Below are 16,808 nucleotides of genomic sequence, written 5' to 3'. Positions count from 1 at the left end.
CCGAAAAATTTTTTTACAAATATAAGTTGTCTTGCCGACTTTCGGACTTCCGGACTTTCCCACTCACAATTTTTCCCTCGCCGCTTTCATAAACGGGCTGGCGAATACGAAGTTGTTCAGCTCCTTATTGTTGGTATGGGCTATCTCCTTGTTAGTGCCTTCCCACCATTTTTCTCCGCTGAATAAAAAGATGATATGGTCACCGATACCCATTACAGAGTTCATATCGTGCGTAACGACAACGGTGGTGGTGTTGTATTCTTCGGTCAGTTCACTGATCAGCTCGTCGATCAGGATGGATGTTAATGGATCGAGGCCCGAATTGGGTTCATCCACGAACAGGTATTTTGGCTGCATAGATATGGCGCGCGCTATACCTACGCGCTTTTTCATCCCACCCGAAAGTTCGGAAGGGAAAAGCTTACCCTTGCCTTTCAGGTTTACTCTCTCCAGGCAAAAATTAGCACGGTCGAGCTTTTCGCTTTTGCTCATATCGGTAAAAAGATTGAGCGGGAACGTGATATTTTGCTCGACGCTCATGGAATCGAACAGGGCCGAGTTTTGAAAAAGCATGCCGATCTCCTTGCGGATAGGCACACGTTCGTGGAAGTGCATTTCGGTAAAGTTCTCTCCGTTGTAAAAAACCTCGCCGCTGGTTGGTTCGTGCAGCCCGACGATACATTTGAGCAGGGTTGTTTTTCCCGACCCTGAGCCACCAATGATAAGATTCTTTTTACCCGCTTTAAACTGGGAGTTTATTCCGCGCAGCACGGCGTTATCGCCAAACTTTTTGTGTATGTCTTTGACCTCTATCATAGCATAACACTTGTGATAAGCAGATCGGCAAATAATATCCAGATACAGCTGAAAACAACACCCTTGGTGGCCGATTGCCCCACTTCCAGCGCCCCCCCTGAGGTATAAAAACCAAAATATGAACAAACCGAAGTGATGATAAATCCAAAGCTGATGGATTTTACAGCGCATACACCAACGATGATTGGGTTGAAACTATCGCGTAAACCGACCACATAATCTGTAGGGGCTATATCGCGCGAAACGATGCATGCCAAGTAACCGCCGCTAAGGCCCAGCGCTACGGATACAACGGTAAGCAGCGGCACCATAGACAGGCCGGAGAGTATCTTTGGCGATATCAGGAACCCGGGGGCATTTACGCCCATGATCTCCAGCGCGTCTATCTGTTCAGTCACCCGCATGGTACCTATTTGCGACGCAATGCTAGAGCCGATGCGGCCCGCAAGCACCAGGGCCGATATGGTAGGGCTGAATTCGAGGATGGTAGAATCGCGTGAGATACTGCCGGCAATACTTTGCGGCACCAGGGGACTGGAAAGCTGGAAAGCCACCTGTACGGTAGCTACAGCACCGATAAATACCGAGATGATCCCGATAATACCAAGTGACCCTACACCCTGAGAAACCATTTCGCGCATCACCTCAGACCAGTAAACACTGAACTTTTCGGGTTTTTTGAAGCTTAAACGCAGTAAAAGTAAATATCTTCCTAAGCTGTGAAACATTTAAAACAGGTAAAACGCCTAAAAATACGGTTTAATATAACACATACCGGCCCTAAGCGGTAAATATGTGAAAAACACTTCACTCACCCTAACAAAACATAAATTGTGAAATTGTTTTGACCACATCGCCGTGACAGGATATTTTCTGCCGGGATTTATTAAATGGCTATTCTTAAAATAATTAGTTTTGAAGCGCTATGAGTGAAAACAGCCAAGGAAATAATGATAAAGTGAAAGGGCAAAGAATAAAACCGAAAGGTGTTGTTAAGCCGAAAGCTGAAAAACCAAAGCCAAAAGCTGCATCTGCCGCCAGCCGCAACAAAATCGTTACAGAAAATACACCGATCCCCACGCGCACCACACCAACTGAAAACATGGAAGTACATCATCACCCTCAACTGGAACATAAGCCCAAAGTCTGGAAAGAATACCTACTGGAGGGCCTTATGATATTTATTGCCGTTATGATGGGTTTTATTGCCGAAAATATCCGTGAATATATCAGCGACAATGAGCATGTTAACCAACTGACATCGCAACTGGTACGCGATCTGAAGACCGATACTGCCCACCTCCATGAAATATACCTGGGCGAAACCGCGATAAGGAAGGAGACTGATACATTGTTCAGCCTTTTACAGCAACCCACGGAAAAAGCTGATCTGAAAAAAATTCAAAAGCTGATAGCAGACTCGCATAGCCTATGGCTGTTCCATCCGTCAAACGGCGCTATAGCGGCAATAAAAAATGAACTTCGCCTGAAGCAGTTTTCCAATTCGAAGATAATTGGCTACATCGCAAACTACGAGGGGCATATATCGCTCACAAGCACAGTAGAAGGCATTGCGCTGCAATATCAGCGAAATTATATTGACCCGTTTATGCGGCTGCACTTTTTACCGGCTAACCTGGAGGCGGTGTTTAATCGTTTGCCCGCACCCAACGCACAAATGCGCGACCTGAAGCAACAGGATTTAACTCAATTAGCTACCGACCTGGTGCTGGTACGGATAAACCTGGATGAGATGATACGCGACAATAAACTATTGAAGAATGATGCAGACGAACTGTTAAAGTATGTGACAGAGGAATATCACCCTAAAGCCGAGTGACAAAAAAAGCCGGATATGCCCGGCCAGAATAGAATATCTTCAGGATATTGTAATTGAAGGTTCAGCTATAGACGAATGTAAAAGCTTAATCAAATAATTTTTTGCCCCTGACAATAACTACGGAAATAATAAGTGTTATTGGGATCAAAGTGATTACGAGGCCTACGATAGTTGATGGTTCCATAATAGTTAAGATTAATACATTGTGAATAAAACAATAAATATGCCTTTAATTGAAATGCCCTAAACGGCAGGTAAACAGGCGTTTCCGCAATAAAAAATTATTACCTGAAATGGGGAATGTGGATAATGCTCCCCAAACAATATGCTCATTTCGGGGTATTGCGTTGGTTGATCAGGGGAAATAATGAATGTAAACGCCGCTATTGTTGTTATCTCAAACAGGGACAACTGATCTGTTTTCCTCGGTCATGCCTCCTAAAGCAGGCATTGCACATTTCGCGTTCACCGTTTTTTTTCCGCCATTCACCGAGAAATAAAGTGCACTTCCCAAAAAGCATATTTGTTGTATATAAATCAACAGTAGATTTGTTTTCGATTTAAATCACCAATTATATATCAAACTAAAATGACAAACGCTCTCATCACCGCAGCAACCAAAGGCATGGGCCGGGCCACAGCAATTGCGCTGGCCAGGGATGGCATCAGCCTGGCGATATGCGCCCGTAACGAGCAGGAGCTGGAAGCTTTTAAGCTGGAACTGCTAGAGATGAACCCAGGCATACAGGTAATGACGCAAACGGTTGACGGCAGTGTAAAAGATCAATTGCTCGGTTTTGCCGCCAGTGCCGAAAAGGAATTAGGTTTTATCAGCATTATTGTCAATAACCTGGGCATGTTCGACCCGGTGAGTATACTGGACGAAAGCGACGAGGCTTTTGACAAACAACTCAATACTAACCTGATGCCCGCCTATCACCTGTATAAACATTTCGGTAAAAAGATGATCGCAAAACGTGAAGGTCATATTTTTACCATCTGTTCAGTCGCGGCGCTTGACCCCATCGCAGCAGCAGGCAGTTACAGTGTAACCAAGGTAGCGCTGTTAGGGCTTACGAAAGTAATGCGGGCCGAACTGCAGCCGCATGGGGTAAAGGTTACCGCCGTTATACCGGGTTCAACGCTCACCAACTCATGGGCCGGAACGACCATCAGCGAAGATAAATTTATACTACCCGAAGATATTGCTTCGGCTATTGTGAATACTTATAAAATGAGCGCCGGCGCCAACGTCGACGAAATAATAATAAGGCCCGTAACAGGGCAGGTTTAGTGACGGGTTAACCGGTGATTAGTTAACTGGTGATTGGTTAATCAGTCCGACAAGACACTAAATACAAATTAACTAATCACAAGTAACAAGTTAACCAATCACAAAATTTAAAACTTAACAAAATGGAAAAGAAATTATATAGAGACGAATTCCGCAAAAAGATAGGCGGTGTTTGTGCCGGCTTAGCCGATTATTTTACAATAGACGTGACCCTTGTACGGCTGTTTTTTGTGCTCGCCTGTATATTTCATGGCAGCGGTTTGCCTGTGTATATTGTTCTGTGGATAGTGCTTCCAAAAAAGCCCTTCCCTTATATGGACCCTACGGTTGATTACACCGTACCGCCGCAGGGCCCCGAAGGTACCGTGCCCCCAACTGGTAACCCATTTGGCGGCAACCCTTTCCAGGGCAACCCGTTCACCAATATCCCGCCGCAGCCCAATCCGCCATTTCAACCGGCACCCCGCACAACTTCGCTGGCGGCCATCATTTTTGGTGTGATACTCATTGTTGTCGGCGGATCGATATTGCTGGATAACCTCGATATTTTACCCGACTGGGATTTTGAGCACCTGTGGCCAATAGCTTTAATAACCGTAGGCTGTGTGCTGATGTTATCGGGCGAAAAAAAGAAAAGGGACCTGAATGCTCAGTGGCAATCATTTAAAGAAGAAAAAACCGACGGCGATACTGCCGAAACCAACACCCCCGAATAACCAGGGCAATAGTTAAATACACAATTTAAAATTAAGATCATGAAAAACGATAAACTGGTACCGGGCATGATCCTGGTATTGATCGGGGCGGCTTTCCTGCTGCATAATTTTGGGTACATCCATTTTCAATGGAACAATATATGGCACTTGTGGCCCGTATTCCTGGTGATAGGCGGCGTTAACCTGCTGTTCGCAAACAACAGGTCGCCATGGGCAACAATATTAAAGATCACCGTTATTGTAGGTGGTTTCGCGCTTATCCTGTTCGGTAATTTTAATTATCGCAACCACTGGTGGCCAGGTTTCCGTTATCACTACAACAAGGATAACGATGACAATGATATCAATTTTGACGATGGCGACGACAACGACTCTGATGATAGCGATAGCGGGAAAATGGTAAAAGTATCGGGCGACAGCCAATTTAGAGAGCCTTTTAACGCAGCAGTAAAAGTAGCGCAGCTAAATATCAAAGGCGGCGCAACAACCTACAGGCTGAATGATACTACCGCAGATTTGTTCAGCGCCAATACGCACGAATTCCATGGCAGGTACCAGTTTACTACTCACCAGGAAGATTCGGTGTATGTGATGGATTTCATCATGAAAAATCATAAAGGCGTATGGGGCTGGGGCGATAATAATAACGATGCTAATGTGGCCACTATTAAGTTGAATACCAACCCGGAATGGGAAGTAAATATCGACGCAGGTGCTACTGACCTGGACTTCGACCTTTCTAAATATAAGGTTAGGTCGGTTAAAATAAACGGCGGGGCCGGGGCCTTTAAAGTAAAAGTAGGGCAACCGTTAGCCGAAACAAACATCAACGTTTCCACCGGCGCGTCGGACGTGACCATCGATGTGCCTTCCAACGCTGCCTGTCACATCAAATCCGATTCGGGACTGTCATCAAATACTTTTGACGGTTTTAACAAGATGAGCAATGGCGAATACGAAACGAGCGGTTTCGAATCAGCAAAAAACAAAATATACATCCATATAAGCGGCGGTATATCCGACTTTAAAGTACATAAATACTAAAGATCTCTGTTAAGTTTGAAAGCTGCAATGCCTGAAGGTTATACCGGATGGCATTGCATTTTTTGTTTAATGCAATTGTATGTAACGGACTGCGTTTATCTTTGTCATAGCTATGGCAACTTTCCAACATTTCAACTTTGCAACATTCCAACAATAAATATATCCTCGTTATCAACGGTAAACCCGAAGGGCCTTTTTCTGTGGATGAACTGAAAGAGCGCACGCTTAGGCCCGGCGACTTTGTAAAGACACCTGAAATGCCCGATTACAAAGAGGCGCACGAAATTGCCGAGCTACGGCAGGTGTTCCATTTTAAACAGCAGAGTGTAATACCACAATACTTCGCAGGTCTCGACCAGCGCATGCTTGCCGGTGCTCTCGATCTGCTGGCCGTGTCGGGTATATATATTGTCCTGGGGTTTACCGCGGTGTTAGTTATGACAGACAGGGAATCAAGAATAGTGATAGCACTGAGCCTTTTAGTACTGATACCCGTTACCAATTTTATTTATCACGTGGTGATGGAAAGCTCGGACAAACAAGCCACATGGGGCAAGCAGGTATTGAAAATAAAGGTTTGCGATATGGAGGGAAAACGGATAAGCGCGGGCACCGCATTTATCCGTAATTTTTGTAAGCTATTCTCCTTTTTGCCATTATTCATAGGATACCTGCTCATCTTTTTTAATAAACAGCAGCAATGCCTGCATGATATGATAGCAGGCACTTTGGTGATGAAGGATAGGTTGATCTGACAGATAAACTTAACTTCTAATTCGTTTTCCTGACTATATACGTTTTGGCTATTTGGTCGTGCAACGCCTGGTGGCGGTCGTTCCAAAAAATAAGAAGATAGCCTATACCGCACATAATACTTGAGAGTATTTTAGCCAGGTTACGGCCAAGCGCCCTGCGTAAGCGTATTCTTCTGCCTTCCGCATCAACTACTTTTAACTGGCAAATAATCTTGCCTACGCTTCCCTGCGCACGTGTCGATTCGAAAATGGAATGATACAGAAAGAAACAGACTACAAGCAATAACTTTAGTGTCAAATCACTACTATCATCAAAAAGGCTTTCGGTTTGTATACCGGTATAGGCCTCGATAAAACCAAGAAAGGTACCCGCTACCCCGAAGACAATTATAAGCATGACATAATCGATGATATACGCCAGCAACCGCCACCAAAAATTTGCGGCATTGACTTTTGTAGGGAAATAAATTCCCTGCGATGTGAAATAATTATTTAACTCGGGCAGATTGGAAGCGGCACTCCACTCGTTTGTCAATGGCGATAACACCATTTCATCGGGCGACAGGCCCCGCTCCATTAATTCGGTGTGTGAAAAAGGCCCGATCTGCTCGTTGCCTTCGATAAGGTAATAGGTATTGATCATCCAGTTTAATTGCTGATGAAAGATAAAAAAATTATCAATAGTATTAAACGAAATGTATACTATTTGAGGCCCAAGCGTGCTCTCAAAGGCTCGCGATAGGTACTCCCAATGGGGATCTTGGTGCCGTTAATAATAAGCTGGTGCACCTCTATCATGGTGATATGTTTGATAGCCACCACGTACGATTTATGCACCCGCACAAACTCCGATGCAGGCACAAGATCAAAAATATCGCCCATGTTCTCCCTGATAAGTATTTGCTTGTCTTTCAGAAAAACAGTGATATAATTTCCGTCCTTTTCCAGGTAAAGTATATCGGCTATGCGCACCTGGTAGGTTTGCGAGCCGCTTTTGATGAATACCGCTGCGGATTCATCGTCTTTGGCGCTGTTGCTGTTTTTAGTTTGAAGTAAGTTGGCAGCTTTATTTACCCCGGCTAAAAAACGATCGAAAGTGATGGGCTTTAGTAAGTAGTCTATGGCATTCAGGCTATAGCTTTCAACTGCGTAGGTGCTGTAAGCCGTGGTGAAAATTACCATCGGTTTATCTGCCAGAGTCTGAATTAATTGTAAGCCGCTGATATCGGGCATGTTAATGTCGAGGAATACCAGGTCCACCTTTTCCCTATTCAGGAATTCAATGGCTTTTACCGGCTCTCGGAAGGTGGCCTTAAGATCGGTCAAATTACTTTTCTGGCAATACCGTTCTATCACCTCCAGGGCCCTGGGCTCATCATCAATTGCTATACAGGTTATCATTCCAGGTCAATTTTAAGGGTCGCCTCACCTAAATCCTCTCCAAAGGAGAGGACTTTGGATGTCCGGTTGAAAAATGGCGGCTGTTTAATGCACCCCTCTCCTTTGGAGAGGGGCAGGGGTGAGGCAAAGTACATCATTCCAGGTCAATTTTAAGATCAACCAAAAACTTACCATCAGCATTTCTTATCTCAAGGCTGTGCTTGCCGGGATAAACCAGTTCGAGCCTCCGCTTTACATTTTCCAGCCCGATACCGCTTTTCTCGTCCATTTTTTTAACCTCATAGGCTGCGTTTTCGCAACGGAACAGCAACTGCTGTCCGGTAACTGCAATAGCAATATAGATTTCAGAAGTATGGCCTATCAGCACCCCGTGCTTAAAGGCATTTTCGACAAAAGGGATAAAGAGCATAGGGGCTATCAAAATGCCTTCTGTTTGCGCAGGATAATTGAATACTACCTTTACCTCATCATCCGCATAACGCAATTTATTAAGCAGGATGCAATTCTCCAGGTATTCGATCTCTTTTTTCAATGGCACGTTTTCCTCATTGCTCTCATAGATCATGTAGCGCATCATCCCCGAAAGTTTCGAAATGCCGTCTGCCAGGTCTTCATTGCCCTTACTTTGCGCCATCGAAAAAAGGTTGTTCAACGTATTAAAAAGGAAATGCGGGTTTACCTGCGATTTCAGGAATTTCACCTCGGTATCCAGCTGAACTGCTGCCAGCTGTGATCGCATTTGTTCGGTTCTTGACCATTCCTTTAGGAAAAAATAAGCTATAGAAAGCCCGAATACGATAATGAAAATGAACAATACGGTATTGGACAACCCATCCCTGGTAAATACCATAGCATCAGATCGTAACACAAGGTTGTTTTTTATAACAGGCAACATGGGAGGAGCTTCGGTTTGCTGGTCGAATTTAAAAGTACGCCTGAATGGCTGATCGCTTACCGGCGCATATAGTAAATGATCCATGTAATAATTCGCCGCGAACACGCCGGCAAAAAAAGCCACAGGGATAGCCACCCTGATCAATATATTTTTGAATTGCAAAGCCTTTTTAAATAACAAGAAGATGTTGCCATAGAATAACAGGACAAGAAATCCCAGTGTGATAAATAAGTGAGCCGACAACGCATGCCTGACGTCCTTTATCATAACAGGATCTTTTTTGACACCAACGGCATGGTCAACGCGTATGGTTACGTGCGTCTCGGTAAGCGACAAAAGCGTATAGAAAACGCCAACCCAAAAGGCAACATGCAACACGATTTCTATCCAGTCTTTCTTCCTTATTTTAAACATATCAACAAAAATAAAACAGCGGGACTGCCTAAAAAATTAATGTTGTTAACCCATGCAATAACGGTATAAACTGCCGGTTTTTGAAATCCCAAATAACAAATATCTTTATTTCATCGGCTTACAAATGCTGTTCGTACCAAAGTTTTTATTGGTTGACGCGCAAAAAATAGTATTGCTTAAAATTACTACAATTATGAATAGGCAATTACTAATGGTCGTCACTTTACTAACGACGTGTATTGCAGCTGAAGCCCAAAAATCGGATACAGCGCGGTTACTGGTACACTACAAGTTCTCGTGGGTGAGGGACACGGCAAACAGGGCGCACCCTTACACCGAAAATATGGTATTGTATGTAGGTAAAAACGCGGGCGCTTACAGGAGCTACGATGGTGTAGTTTATAAGGCGCAATTTAAAAAAGCCTTTGCTGAAGCGGTTGCCGCCAGCCCCGATGGACACCCCATGATAAACCGAAGAGGCGTAGGTTCGAACATTGAATATTATCAGTATCCCAATCAGCAAAAATTACTGACCAAGGATCAGCTAATGGCCAACAATTATGCCATCGAGGGCCCGCTTCCCATGATCGGCTGGAAAACCAACGGCGATACCGCAATTTTTGGGGGCCTGCATTGCCAGAAAGCCACAGGTCATTTTAAAGGCAGGGATTACACCGCATGGTTCTGCCCCGATCTGCCGGTACGCACCGGGCCCTGGAAACTGACTGGCTTGCCCGGCGTGATCGTAGATGCGCGCGATGCAAAAAACGAAGTAATATTTCAGTTTGACGGGGTAGAAAAAGCGGTGCCTACATCACAGGGAAATGGGCCGGCAGTTGATAAAAAAGACCTGCCCCCTATACTACGCGACCTGGATGACGACATGAATTTGATAGCGCCACCCGCCGGTTCGATAAAAACCACGCAAAAGGATTTTGACAAATTGAAGGAAGCCATGAGAAAAAATCCTAACGGCGTTGTACAGGCGGTAAACGCGGGCAACGGCCCTAAAATGGATCAGGTTAAAATGGGTCCTCCGCTAATGGGCCCAGTGATCAATAACCCCATTGAATTACCTGAAAACCAATAATCATGAAAATATATTTAGCAATATGCGCAGCGCTGGCAGGAACATGCCAGGCCGCCGAAGCCCAAAAACCCGACACCGCCCAGGTACTGGTGCATTACAAATTTACCCATGTACGCGATACCACGAACCGCGACCATCCTTATACCGAAAACATGGGGCTGTATATAGGCAGAAACTCAAGCGCTTACAGAAGCTATGACAACATACTTGAGCAGGCCGAAGCTAAAAAGCAAATGGAAGCGGCGCTGGCCAGTTCGCCGGACGGTCATTTTAACATTCAAAGGCACAGGCGGGGTTCATCCAGCGAGTATTACCAGTTCCCCAATGATAAAAAGCTGGCGAGGAAAGAACCGCTGGTTATGGATACCTACCTGATAGACGATGCCATGCCGGCTATTGACTGGAAAATAAGTAATGATACCGCGACGTTCGGGGGCTTGCATTGCCAGAAGGCTGCCGCTCATTTCAAAGGACGCGATTATACCGCCTGGTTCTGCCCCGATATGCCGCTGCACGTTGGCCCATGGAAGCTGAACGGTCTGCCCGGTGTTATCGTGCAAGCTTATGATGCGAAGAAAGATGTGCAGTTTATGTTTGATGGTGTAGAAAAAGTGTTTGTTACCAAACCCGATAAACAAGAAAAGCTGGCTGAAACAAAAAGTGACGGCCCGGGGCCACGGATGATAGTGATAGGCGGAGACAATGGCGGCGATCCCAATATCATACAACTGCCCAAAAACGCTATCAAAACAACCGACAAAGAGTTTAGCAAGTTACAGGAGGCCATGCGTAAAGACCCTGATGCCTTTGTACAATCCATGATGGCTGCACACAATGCCAACAGGCCGGCAGGTTCAGACCAGATGAAGATAAACATCAAGATGGGTCCGCAGCCGGTTAACAATAACCCGATCGAATTACCGGAGAAATAACAGGCGTTTTATGCGAGCTTTTATACTGCTGCTATGCGGCATGGCACTTTCTACGCTCTGTTTTGCCCAGGGAAACGTTCACGGAACGGTTAAAGATAGTACGGATAAGGCTGTGCCTTTCGCCACTGTCAACCTGAAAAACAAGGCAAGCAATGCCATTGTGGCCTATAGCACAACGACAGATAACGGAACATATAACCTTGTGCTTCCACAGGGACAAAAGACGGATAGTCTTATGGTTGAAGTGCGGAGCATGGGTTATAAGAGTCAGGCAAAAAGTATTACAGGCACCGGGCCTGTTGATTTTGTGCTGCAGGCTTCCGTTAACCAGTTGCAGGCTGTTGTGATCAAAAGCAGCCGGCCGGTACTGCGTGTAAATGGCGACACGATTAGCTACAAAGTTTCGGAATTCGCTAATCCGCAGGACAGGACCATAGGCGAAGTGATCAAAAAGCTTCCCGGAATAACTGTAGCTGCCGACGGGAAGATCAGCTACAACAACAAGCCAATAAGTACGGTGTATATCGGCGGTGATAACCTGCTGGATGATAAATACAACATTGCCACCAACACCATCCCGCAGGGCGTGGTTGATAAGGTGCAGGTGATCCAGAATGATCAGCCTATTAAAGCACTTCAAAACAAAGTAATGAGCGATGATGTGGCTTTAAATCTGAGCATTAAAAAGGGTGCCAAGCTACAGATGGTAGGGCAGGAAAGCATTGGAGCGGGCTTGCCCGGGAATTACGATGCTGAGCTGAACGCGATGATGTTCAAGGATAAATATAAGGCCATCAATTACCTGAACGGTAATAACACCGGTCATGACTTGCAGCAGGACCTGGTATCGCACAACTATAACGACTACATGCAGCGTATCGATAACAATATCCCGGCAACGGTGCTTTCTCTCGGCTCGGTCAATACACCTGCTTTGGCCGAGAACCGGTACCTGTTTAACCAGGCCGGAATATTAAATTTGAACAACCTGGTGAACCTGAAAAAAGGAGTTCAGCTGAAAGTGAATGCTTACTACCTGCACGATAACCAAAAACAGGATTATAATCAGCGAACTAATATTTTTCTGCCGGGCGATACGGTGCGTTACACCGAAACGCAGCACACCCGGTACAGGCCGGATATATTTCATGCCGGATTTACCCTGAATATAAACCAGGACAAGTATTACCTGAATAACGTGCTGTTGATGGACGGTAGCCGTTCGGCCTGGAATTCGGCGCTCAATACCAACGGAAGCGTGGTAGGACAGAATTTCCGCGATAATGCATTCAGTTTCTCTAACGAGTTCAACCTGATCAGGACGCTGAAATCCAATTATGTCATCCAGGCATATTCTTATTTCAGTCATACAACCGAGCCGGAGAATCGTTCCATACAACCCAGTTACAACGACTCCCTATTTAACCACGGTGTGCCTTATTCGCAACTGATCCAGCATGTGAATGTTCCTACATGGTATACCAACAACTACCTCTCGTTCAAAATACCGGGCAATGTTGTTACGCAAAGTTTCAGGGCTGGTTTTAGCGTACAGTCGCAAACGCTGACATCGAACCTGGGCGTTATTCAGAACAATAGCAGCGTCAGCCTGCAATCAGACAGTGCGATTAATCACCTTAATTGGATGAAGAAGAAGGCTTATACCGAGTTGGCTTACGATATACCGGGCGATAAGCTTAAAGCCAATCTTACGCTGCCGCTCACATTGCAGCAGATCGATTATTCGGATACTACCTACGCGCTGAACAGGAGTTTGACACGTCTTTATTTCAACCCGCAATTCAGGATGAAATACCAGGTTAGCGCGGAAAATTATCTGAACCTGATGTACAACTACCGGAACCAGGTAGGCACCATTGAAGATATTTACCAGGGAAATATACTGAGGGATTACCGCACACTCTACGCTAATAGTGCTGATCTGACGTTGCAGCAAAACCAGCAGGCCGGTATCGGTTTCAACTATCGTAAGGCGCTAATTTTATTTTTCGTTAGTGTTAATGCGCTTTATAGCCATACCAGTGCCAACAATATTTCGTCGAGCATTATCACCAACAATGTGCAGAAACGTGTCATGCTTCCTTATCCCAACAGCACCGATTCGTGGATGCTGAACGGATCGGTGAGCAAATATTCGTTTGCCTTACGCACTACTTTCAGCAGTGGCGTTCAATGGCAAAGCAGCCGCTCGGTACAGATACAGAACAATACGCTGCTGCCTTTTAATACCGAAACCGAATCGCTGAGTTTTGGCGCCGAGACCAAAGTGAGCAGCCAGGTGAATTTCAGCTACAAGGCTACAGGCATCCAAACCGCCAGTCACTCAACAGTGGAAGCATCGGCTTTTCATATTGATCAATTGCAGCAACAAGCATCCGTGAATTATAACCCGATGGACGAACTGCAGTTCAAGCTTTCAGGTGAGCATTACTTTACCCGCCAGCAGGGAAACCCGGATCTGAAATACTTTTTTGCGGATGCTTCAGTAAAATACCGCTTAACTAAACTCAAAGCCGACTTTGAACTAAGCGCCGCCAATTTTTTGAATGTCAAAACCTACAATGCGCTTTACCTGTCGGCCAATGCCCTGACGGCAAGTTCCTATACCTTGCCGGGAAGGATCGTGCTTTTGAAGGTAATGTTTAATTTGTGAATATGTTGAAATGTTGTAAGGGTTGAAGGTTGTAACGCTCCCCGGAATAATATTACAATTTTGCAGTATTTCGATTTATAACATCCGGGAATTCTTTCTATTTTTAAGCTGTAAATCAGCGCTATGAAAGACAAGCCAGCCACGCCTGCCGAAGAACCAAAAACACACCATAAAAAAGATAAACCCGAAGTTTATGTGCTCCGCGATATAAAAGAGTACCTGGGCGAGTCGGTTTTGATCATATTCAGCGTGCTGCTGGCGTTAGTGCTTACCGAATATTTTAATGGGCTGCACGAAAAAAATGAAACGAAGGAGTTGCTGAAAAATATTAAGGAAGAGCTGGTAAAAAACAAAAAAGCTGAAGCAGAGCAATATACCTACCAGAAAATGGTGTTAAGGAACATTGATTCGGCCCTGCAGTCAAAAGAATTTCAGCAAAAGATCATTGTGAACGACGAGTTTCATCTAAAGCTGCTGGCGCCTGACGGTATCCAATACCGCGACCTAAGCACGGTAGCCTGGGAGGTAGCTAAAAGTAAAGACATTATCACCAAGGCCGACTTCGCCCTGATAGCAAAACTAACCGATATATACGCACAGCAGGCAAGAATAGATAAGCTGGAGGATAAAGTGGCCGACATATTTTTAACCTACGATTCTCGCAGGCAGGAGAATATCCACACCAGCCTGGTGCTGATGCGCGATAATTACAAAGGCTGGGCATTTGACAGGGCACCATCGCTGATTGCCAAATATGACGAGGCCATAAAAATGATGGAGGAAAAGTGAGTTGGCAGTTTTAAGTTGGCGGTTGGCAGACTTACGAAGTTTCTGAAACTTCATAAGTCTGAAATAACAAATCCGTATTTTTGCAGCATGAATGCTGATGCCATTAAATCACTTCCCGGCCGTTACTGTAATTCGTTAACCGAATACTCTCGTTTTGTGACCCGCGAGGTGCATATCGGCGATGTACCTATGGGCGGCAACAACCCTATCCGCATCCAGAGCATGACCACTACCGATACCATGGATACCATTGGTACGGTAGAGCAATCGATAAGGATGATCAACGCCGGTTGTGAGTATGTGCGGATCACCGCGCCAAGCATTAAGGAGGCGCAGAACCTGGCGGAGATCAAAAAGCAATTACGGGCACGCGGCTATACAGCGCCTTTGGTGGCCGATATTCATTTTACCCCCAATGCTGCTGAAGTTGCCGCGCGTATTGTAGAAAAGGTGAGGGTGAACCCCGGTAACTACGCCGACAAAAAGAAATTCGACCAGATAGACTATACCGATGCCGAATACCAGGCTGAACTGGAACGCATTTACCAGAAATTTTCACCACTGGTAAAGGTGTGCAAGGAATATGGCACCGCTATGCGCATCGGCACCAATCATGGGTCGTTAAGCGACCGCATCATGAGCCGTTATGGTGACACCCCGCAGGGTATGGTGGAGAGCGCGATGGAGTTTATGCGGATATGCGAGATGCTGAATTATTACGAGCTGGTGATATCGATGAAATCGAGCAATCCGCAAGTGATGGTTCAGGCATACCGGTTGCTGGTGGAAACCATGGTAGCTGAAGGCATGAATTACCCGCTGCACCTGGGCGTTACCGAAGCCGGCGACGGCGAAGACGGGCGTATCAAATCGGCAGTAGGCATAGGCACTTTGCTGGAAGACGGCCTGGGCGATACCGTACGTGTATCCTTAACCGAAGAACCTGAAGCGGAAGCACCCGTGGCTATTGCCTTGGTACAGCGCTATGCGCTTAGGGCAAAAGGCGAAAGGCCAAAGGTGAAAGGGAATGATGGAGAGGAGAAAAACCTTTCTCCTTTAACCTTTAACCTTTCACCTGCACATGATCCTTATTCCTATAAGAAAAGAGAGACCTACGAAGCCAACGCGTTCATCGGCGGGCATATGGTACCGCGTGTAGTGGTCGACTTGTCGCATTCCAATCTGAAAGATCCTGCTGTACTGAATGATGCCGGGTATATCTATTCGCCATTGCTGGACAAATACCAGATGGGTGAACAGTCTGTAGATTTTGTGTACCTGGCGGATGCCTTACCGTCATTTACTTTCCCGGGGAATTTAAAGCAACTTTATAACTATCCAACGTGGCAAAAACTGGCCGACAAAACATTGTGCCACCCGGTGTTTACTTTGCCGGAATATATTGCGGCAGAAGATAGAACATCGGCCCTTAACCTGGTCCGTATCAAATCTTCGGATGTGGAGTCGGATGAGTTCGGGTCGATCACTTTAGATAAAAGTTTGGTTTTCGTGCTGGAAACAGATGAACTACACGGCATGGCCGACCAGCGGACTTTCTTTTTTAAAATGGAAGAATTGGGACTGGATGTTCCGGTGATAATTAAGCGTTCGTATAGTCTGAAGTCTGAAGTCGGAAGTCTGAAGTCAGCTCCGGATGAAACGACTGAAGACTTAAGACTCAGGACTCAGAACTTACAACTCTACGCCTCTACCGACCTCGGCGCGTTGCTGGTTGACGGCTTCGGCGATGGGATATGGATAGACGCACCTGGAATCGAAACAAAAGTAATTACATCGACAGCCTTTGGTATTTTACAGGCGACACGCTCCAGGATATCAAAAACGGAATATATATCGTGCCCTAGCTGCGGGCGTACCCTGTTCGACCTGATGATAACTACGCAAATGATACGCAGCCGGACAAGCCATCTGAAAGGCCTCAAGATCGGCATTATGGGTTGTATCGTTAATGGTCCGGGTGAAATGGCGGATGCGGATTACGGTTATGTTGGTTCGGGAACGGATAAGGTGACCCTTTACAGAGGTAAGGAAGCGGTGAAGAAAAACATCAATTCAGCCAATGCTTTGGATGAACTGATCGGTATCATCAAGGAAGACGGCAACTGGATTGAGCAGGTCTAAGTAATT

Annotated in this window: 15 protein-coding genes; 10 read left to right on the top strand and 5 right to left on the bottom strand. The window is 45.6% G+C overall.

The annotated features are described in order from the left end of the window. Nucleotides 1-63 precede the first annotated feature (63 nt). Together VL525_RS19205 and VL525_RS19200 are read right to left on the bottom strand one after the other, a co-directional pair. Nucleotides 64-816: an ABC transporter ATP-binding protein gene (locus VL525_RS19205; protein ID WP_325388656.1), complete on the bottom strand. Its 753-nt coding sequence runs from the start codon at nucleotides 814-816 to the stop codon at nucleotides 64-66. Next, on the bottom strand, nucleotides 813-1,544 hold the full coding sequence (locus VL525_RS19200) for an ABC transporter permease (protein WP_325388654.1): 732 nt from the start codon (nucleotides 1,542-1,544) through the stop codon (nucleotides 813-815). The genes VL525_RS19205 and VL525_RS19200 overlap by 4 nt, the downstream gene beginning before the upstream one ends. 197 nt (nucleotides 1,545-1,741) lie before the next feature. Here VL525_RS19200 and VL525_RS19195 point away from each other — a divergent pair, with 197 nt between their 5' ends. The 5 genes from VL525_RS19195 to VL525_RS19175 all read left to right on the top strand — a co-directional run bounded on the left by VL525_RS19195 (nucleotide 1,742) and on the right by VL525_RS19175 (nucleotide 6,465). Continuing rightward, entirely contained in the window at nucleotides 1,742-2,656 is a 915-nt protein-coding gene (locus tag VL525_RS19195) for a hypothetical protein (protein WP_325388652.1), read from the top strand. A gap of 589 nt (nucleotides 2,657-3,245) precedes the next feature. After that, nucleotides 3,246-3,950, top strand: a complete 705-nt coding sequence (locus VL525_RS19190; protein ID WP_325388650.1) for an SDR family oxidoreductase — start codon at nucleotides 3,246-3,248, stop codon at nucleotides 3,948-3,950. A 122-nt stretch (nucleotides 3,951-4,072) separates the two neighbouring features. Further along, nucleotides 4,073-4,666: a PspC domain-containing protein gene (locus VL525_RS19185; protein ID WP_325388648.1), complete on the top strand. Its 594-nt coding sequence runs from the start codon at nucleotides 4,073-4,075 to the stop codon at nucleotides 4,664-4,666. 39 nt (nucleotides 4,667-4,705) lie between these two features. Continuing rightward, a complete protein-coding gene (locus VL525_RS19180) occupies nucleotides 4,706-5,710 on the top strand; it encodes a LiaI-LiaF-like domain-containing protein (protein WP_325388645.1) in 1,005 nt (334 codons plus the stop codon). A 137-nt stretch (nucleotides 5,711-5,847) separates the two neighbouring features. Further along, a complete protein-coding gene (locus VL525_RS19175; protein ID WP_325388643.1) occupies nucleotides 5,848-6,465 on the top strand; it encodes an RDD family protein in 618 nt (205 codons plus the stop codon). Between the two features lie 16 nt (nucleotides 6,466-6,481). On the opposite strand, the gene VL525_RS19170 is transcribed toward VL525_RS19175, so the two are convergent. From VL525_RS19170 to VL525_RS19160, 3 genes are all read right to left on the bottom strand, one after another. Further along, a complete protein-coding gene (locus VL525_RS19170; RefSeq protein ID WP_325388641.1) occupies nucleotides 6,482-7,108 on the bottom strand; it encodes an RDD family protein in 627 nt (208 codons plus the stop codon). A gap of 59 nt (nucleotides 7,109-7,167) precedes the next feature. Then, nucleotides 7,168-7,866 carry a LytTR family DNA-binding domain-containing protein gene (locus tag VL525_RS19165; protein ID WP_325388640.1) on the bottom strand — a complete coding sequence of 233 codons (699 nt, stop codon included), beginning with the start codon at nucleotides 7,864-7,866 and terminating at the stop codon, nucleotides 7,168-7,170. A gap of 133 nt (nucleotides 7,867-7,999) precedes the next feature. Continuing rightward, the gene (locus tag VL525_RS19160) at nucleotides 8,000-9,175 is read right to left on the bottom strand and encodes a sensor histidine kinase (RefSeq protein ID WP_325388639.1); all 1,176 of its coding nucleotides are present in this window, start codon (nucleotides 9,173-9,175) and stop codon (nucleotides 8,000-8,002) included. Between the two features lie 193 nt (nucleotides 9,176-9,368). Here VL525_RS19160 and VL525_RS19155 point away from each other — a divergent pair, with 193 nt between their 5' ends. The 5 genes from VL525_RS19155 to ispG all read left to right on the top strand — a co-directional run bounded on the left by VL525_RS19155 (nucleotide 9,369) and on the right by ispG (nucleotide 16,802). After that, the gene (locus VL525_RS19155; protein WP_325388638.1) at nucleotides 9,369-10,265 is read left to right on the top strand and encodes a GLPGLI family protein; all 897 of its coding nucleotides are present in this window, start codon (nucleotides 9,369-9,371) and stop codon (nucleotides 10,263-10,265) included. A 2-nt stretch (nucleotides 10,266-10,267) separates the two neighbouring features. Then, on the top strand, nucleotides 10,268-11,197 hold the full coding sequence (locus VL525_RS19150; protein ID WP_325388637.1) for a GLPGLI family protein: 930 nt from the start codon (nucleotides 10,268-10,270) through the stop codon (nucleotides 11,195-11,197). Nucleotides 11,198-11,207: 10 nt separating this feature from the next. Further along, on the top strand, nucleotides 11,208-13,871 hold the full coding sequence (locus VL525_RS19145) for a carboxypeptidase-like regulatory domain-containing protein (RefSeq protein ID WP_325388636.1): 2,664 nt from the start codon (nucleotides 11,208-11,210) through the stop codon (nucleotides 13,869-13,871). Between the two features lie 123 nt (nucleotides 13,872-13,994). After that, nucleotides 13,995-14,660 carry a hypothetical protein gene (locus tag VL525_RS19140; protein ID WP_325388635.1) on the top strand — a complete coding sequence of 222 codons (666 nt, stop codon included), beginning with the start codon at nucleotides 13,995-13,997 and terminating at the stop codon, nucleotides 14,658-14,660. Nucleotides 14,661-14,747: 87 nt separating this feature from the next. After that, nucleotides 14,748-16,802: a (E)-4-hydroxy-3-methylbut-2-enyl-diphosphate synthase gene (ispG, locus tag VL525_RS19135; protein WP_325388634.1), complete on the top strand. Its 2,055-nt coding sequence runs from the start codon at nucleotides 14,748-14,750 to the stop codon at nucleotides 16,800-16,802. Nucleotides 16,803-16,808 lie beyond the last annotated feature (6 nt).

It is taken from the genome of Mucilaginibacter sp. (assembly GCF_035492695.1).
GTDB lineage: Bacteria > Bacteroidota > Bacteroidia > Sphingobacteriales > Sphingobacteriaceae > Mucilaginibacter.
This window is presented reverse-complemented; position numbering and strand designations above follow the sequence as displayed.

Bases quoted from the DNA above. Each gene is read 5' to 3' on its own strand.
- VL525_RS19195 (WP_325388652.1), top strand. From the start codon at position 1,742: ATGAGTGAAAACAGCCAAGGAAATAATGATAAAGTGAAAGGGCAAAGA.
- VL525_RS19150 (WP_325388637.1), top strand. From the start codon at position 10,268: ATGAAAATATATTTAGCAATATGCGCAGCGCTGGCAGGAACATGCCAG.
- VL525_RS19160 (WP_325388639.1), bottom strand. From the start codon at position 9,175: ATGTTTAAAATAAGGAAGAAAGACTGGATAGAAATCGTGTTGCATGTT.
- VL525_RS19155 (WP_325388638.1), top strand. From the start codon at position 9,369: ATGAATAGGCAATTACTAATGGTCGTCACTTTACTAACGACGTGTATT.
- VL525_RS19145 (WP_325388636.1), top strand. From the start codon at position 11,208: ATGCGAGCTTTTATACTGCTGCTATGCGGCATGGCACTTTCTACGCTC.
- VL525_RS19185 (WP_325388648.1), top strand. From the start codon at position 4,073: ATGGAAAAGAAATTATATAGAGACGAATTCCGCAAAAAGATAGGCGGT.
- VL525_RS19200 (WP_325388654.1), bottom strand. From the start codon at position 1,544: ATGTTTCACAGCTTAGGAAGATATTTACTTTTACTGCGTTTAAGCTTC.
- VL525_RS19190 (WP_325388650.1), top strand. From the start codon at position 3,246: ATGACAAACGCTCTCATCACCGCAGCAACCAAAGGCATGGGCCGGGCC.
- VL525_RS19180 (WP_325388645.1), top strand. From the start codon at position 4,706: ATGAAAAACGATAAACTGGTACCGGGCATGATCCTGGTATTGATCGGG.
- VL525_RS19140 (WP_325388635.1), top strand. From the start codon at position 13,995: ATGAAAGACAAGCCAGCCACGCCTGCCGAAGAACCAAAAACACACCAT.
- VL525_RS19170 (WP_325388641.1), bottom strand. From the start codon at position 7,108: ATGATCAATACCTATTACCTTATCGAAGGCAACGAGCAGATCGGGCCT.
- VL525_RS19205 (WP_325388656.1), bottom strand. From the start codon at position 816: ATGATAGAGGTCAAAGACATACACAAAAAGTTTGGCGATAACGCCGTG.
- VL525_RS19165 (WP_325388640.1), bottom strand. From the start codon at position 7,866: ATGATAACCTGTATAGCAATTGATGATGAGCCCAGGGCCCTGGAGGTG.
- ispG (WP_325388634.1), top strand. From the start codon at position 14,748: ATGAATGCTGATGCCATTAAATCACTTCCCGGCCGTTACTGTAATTCG.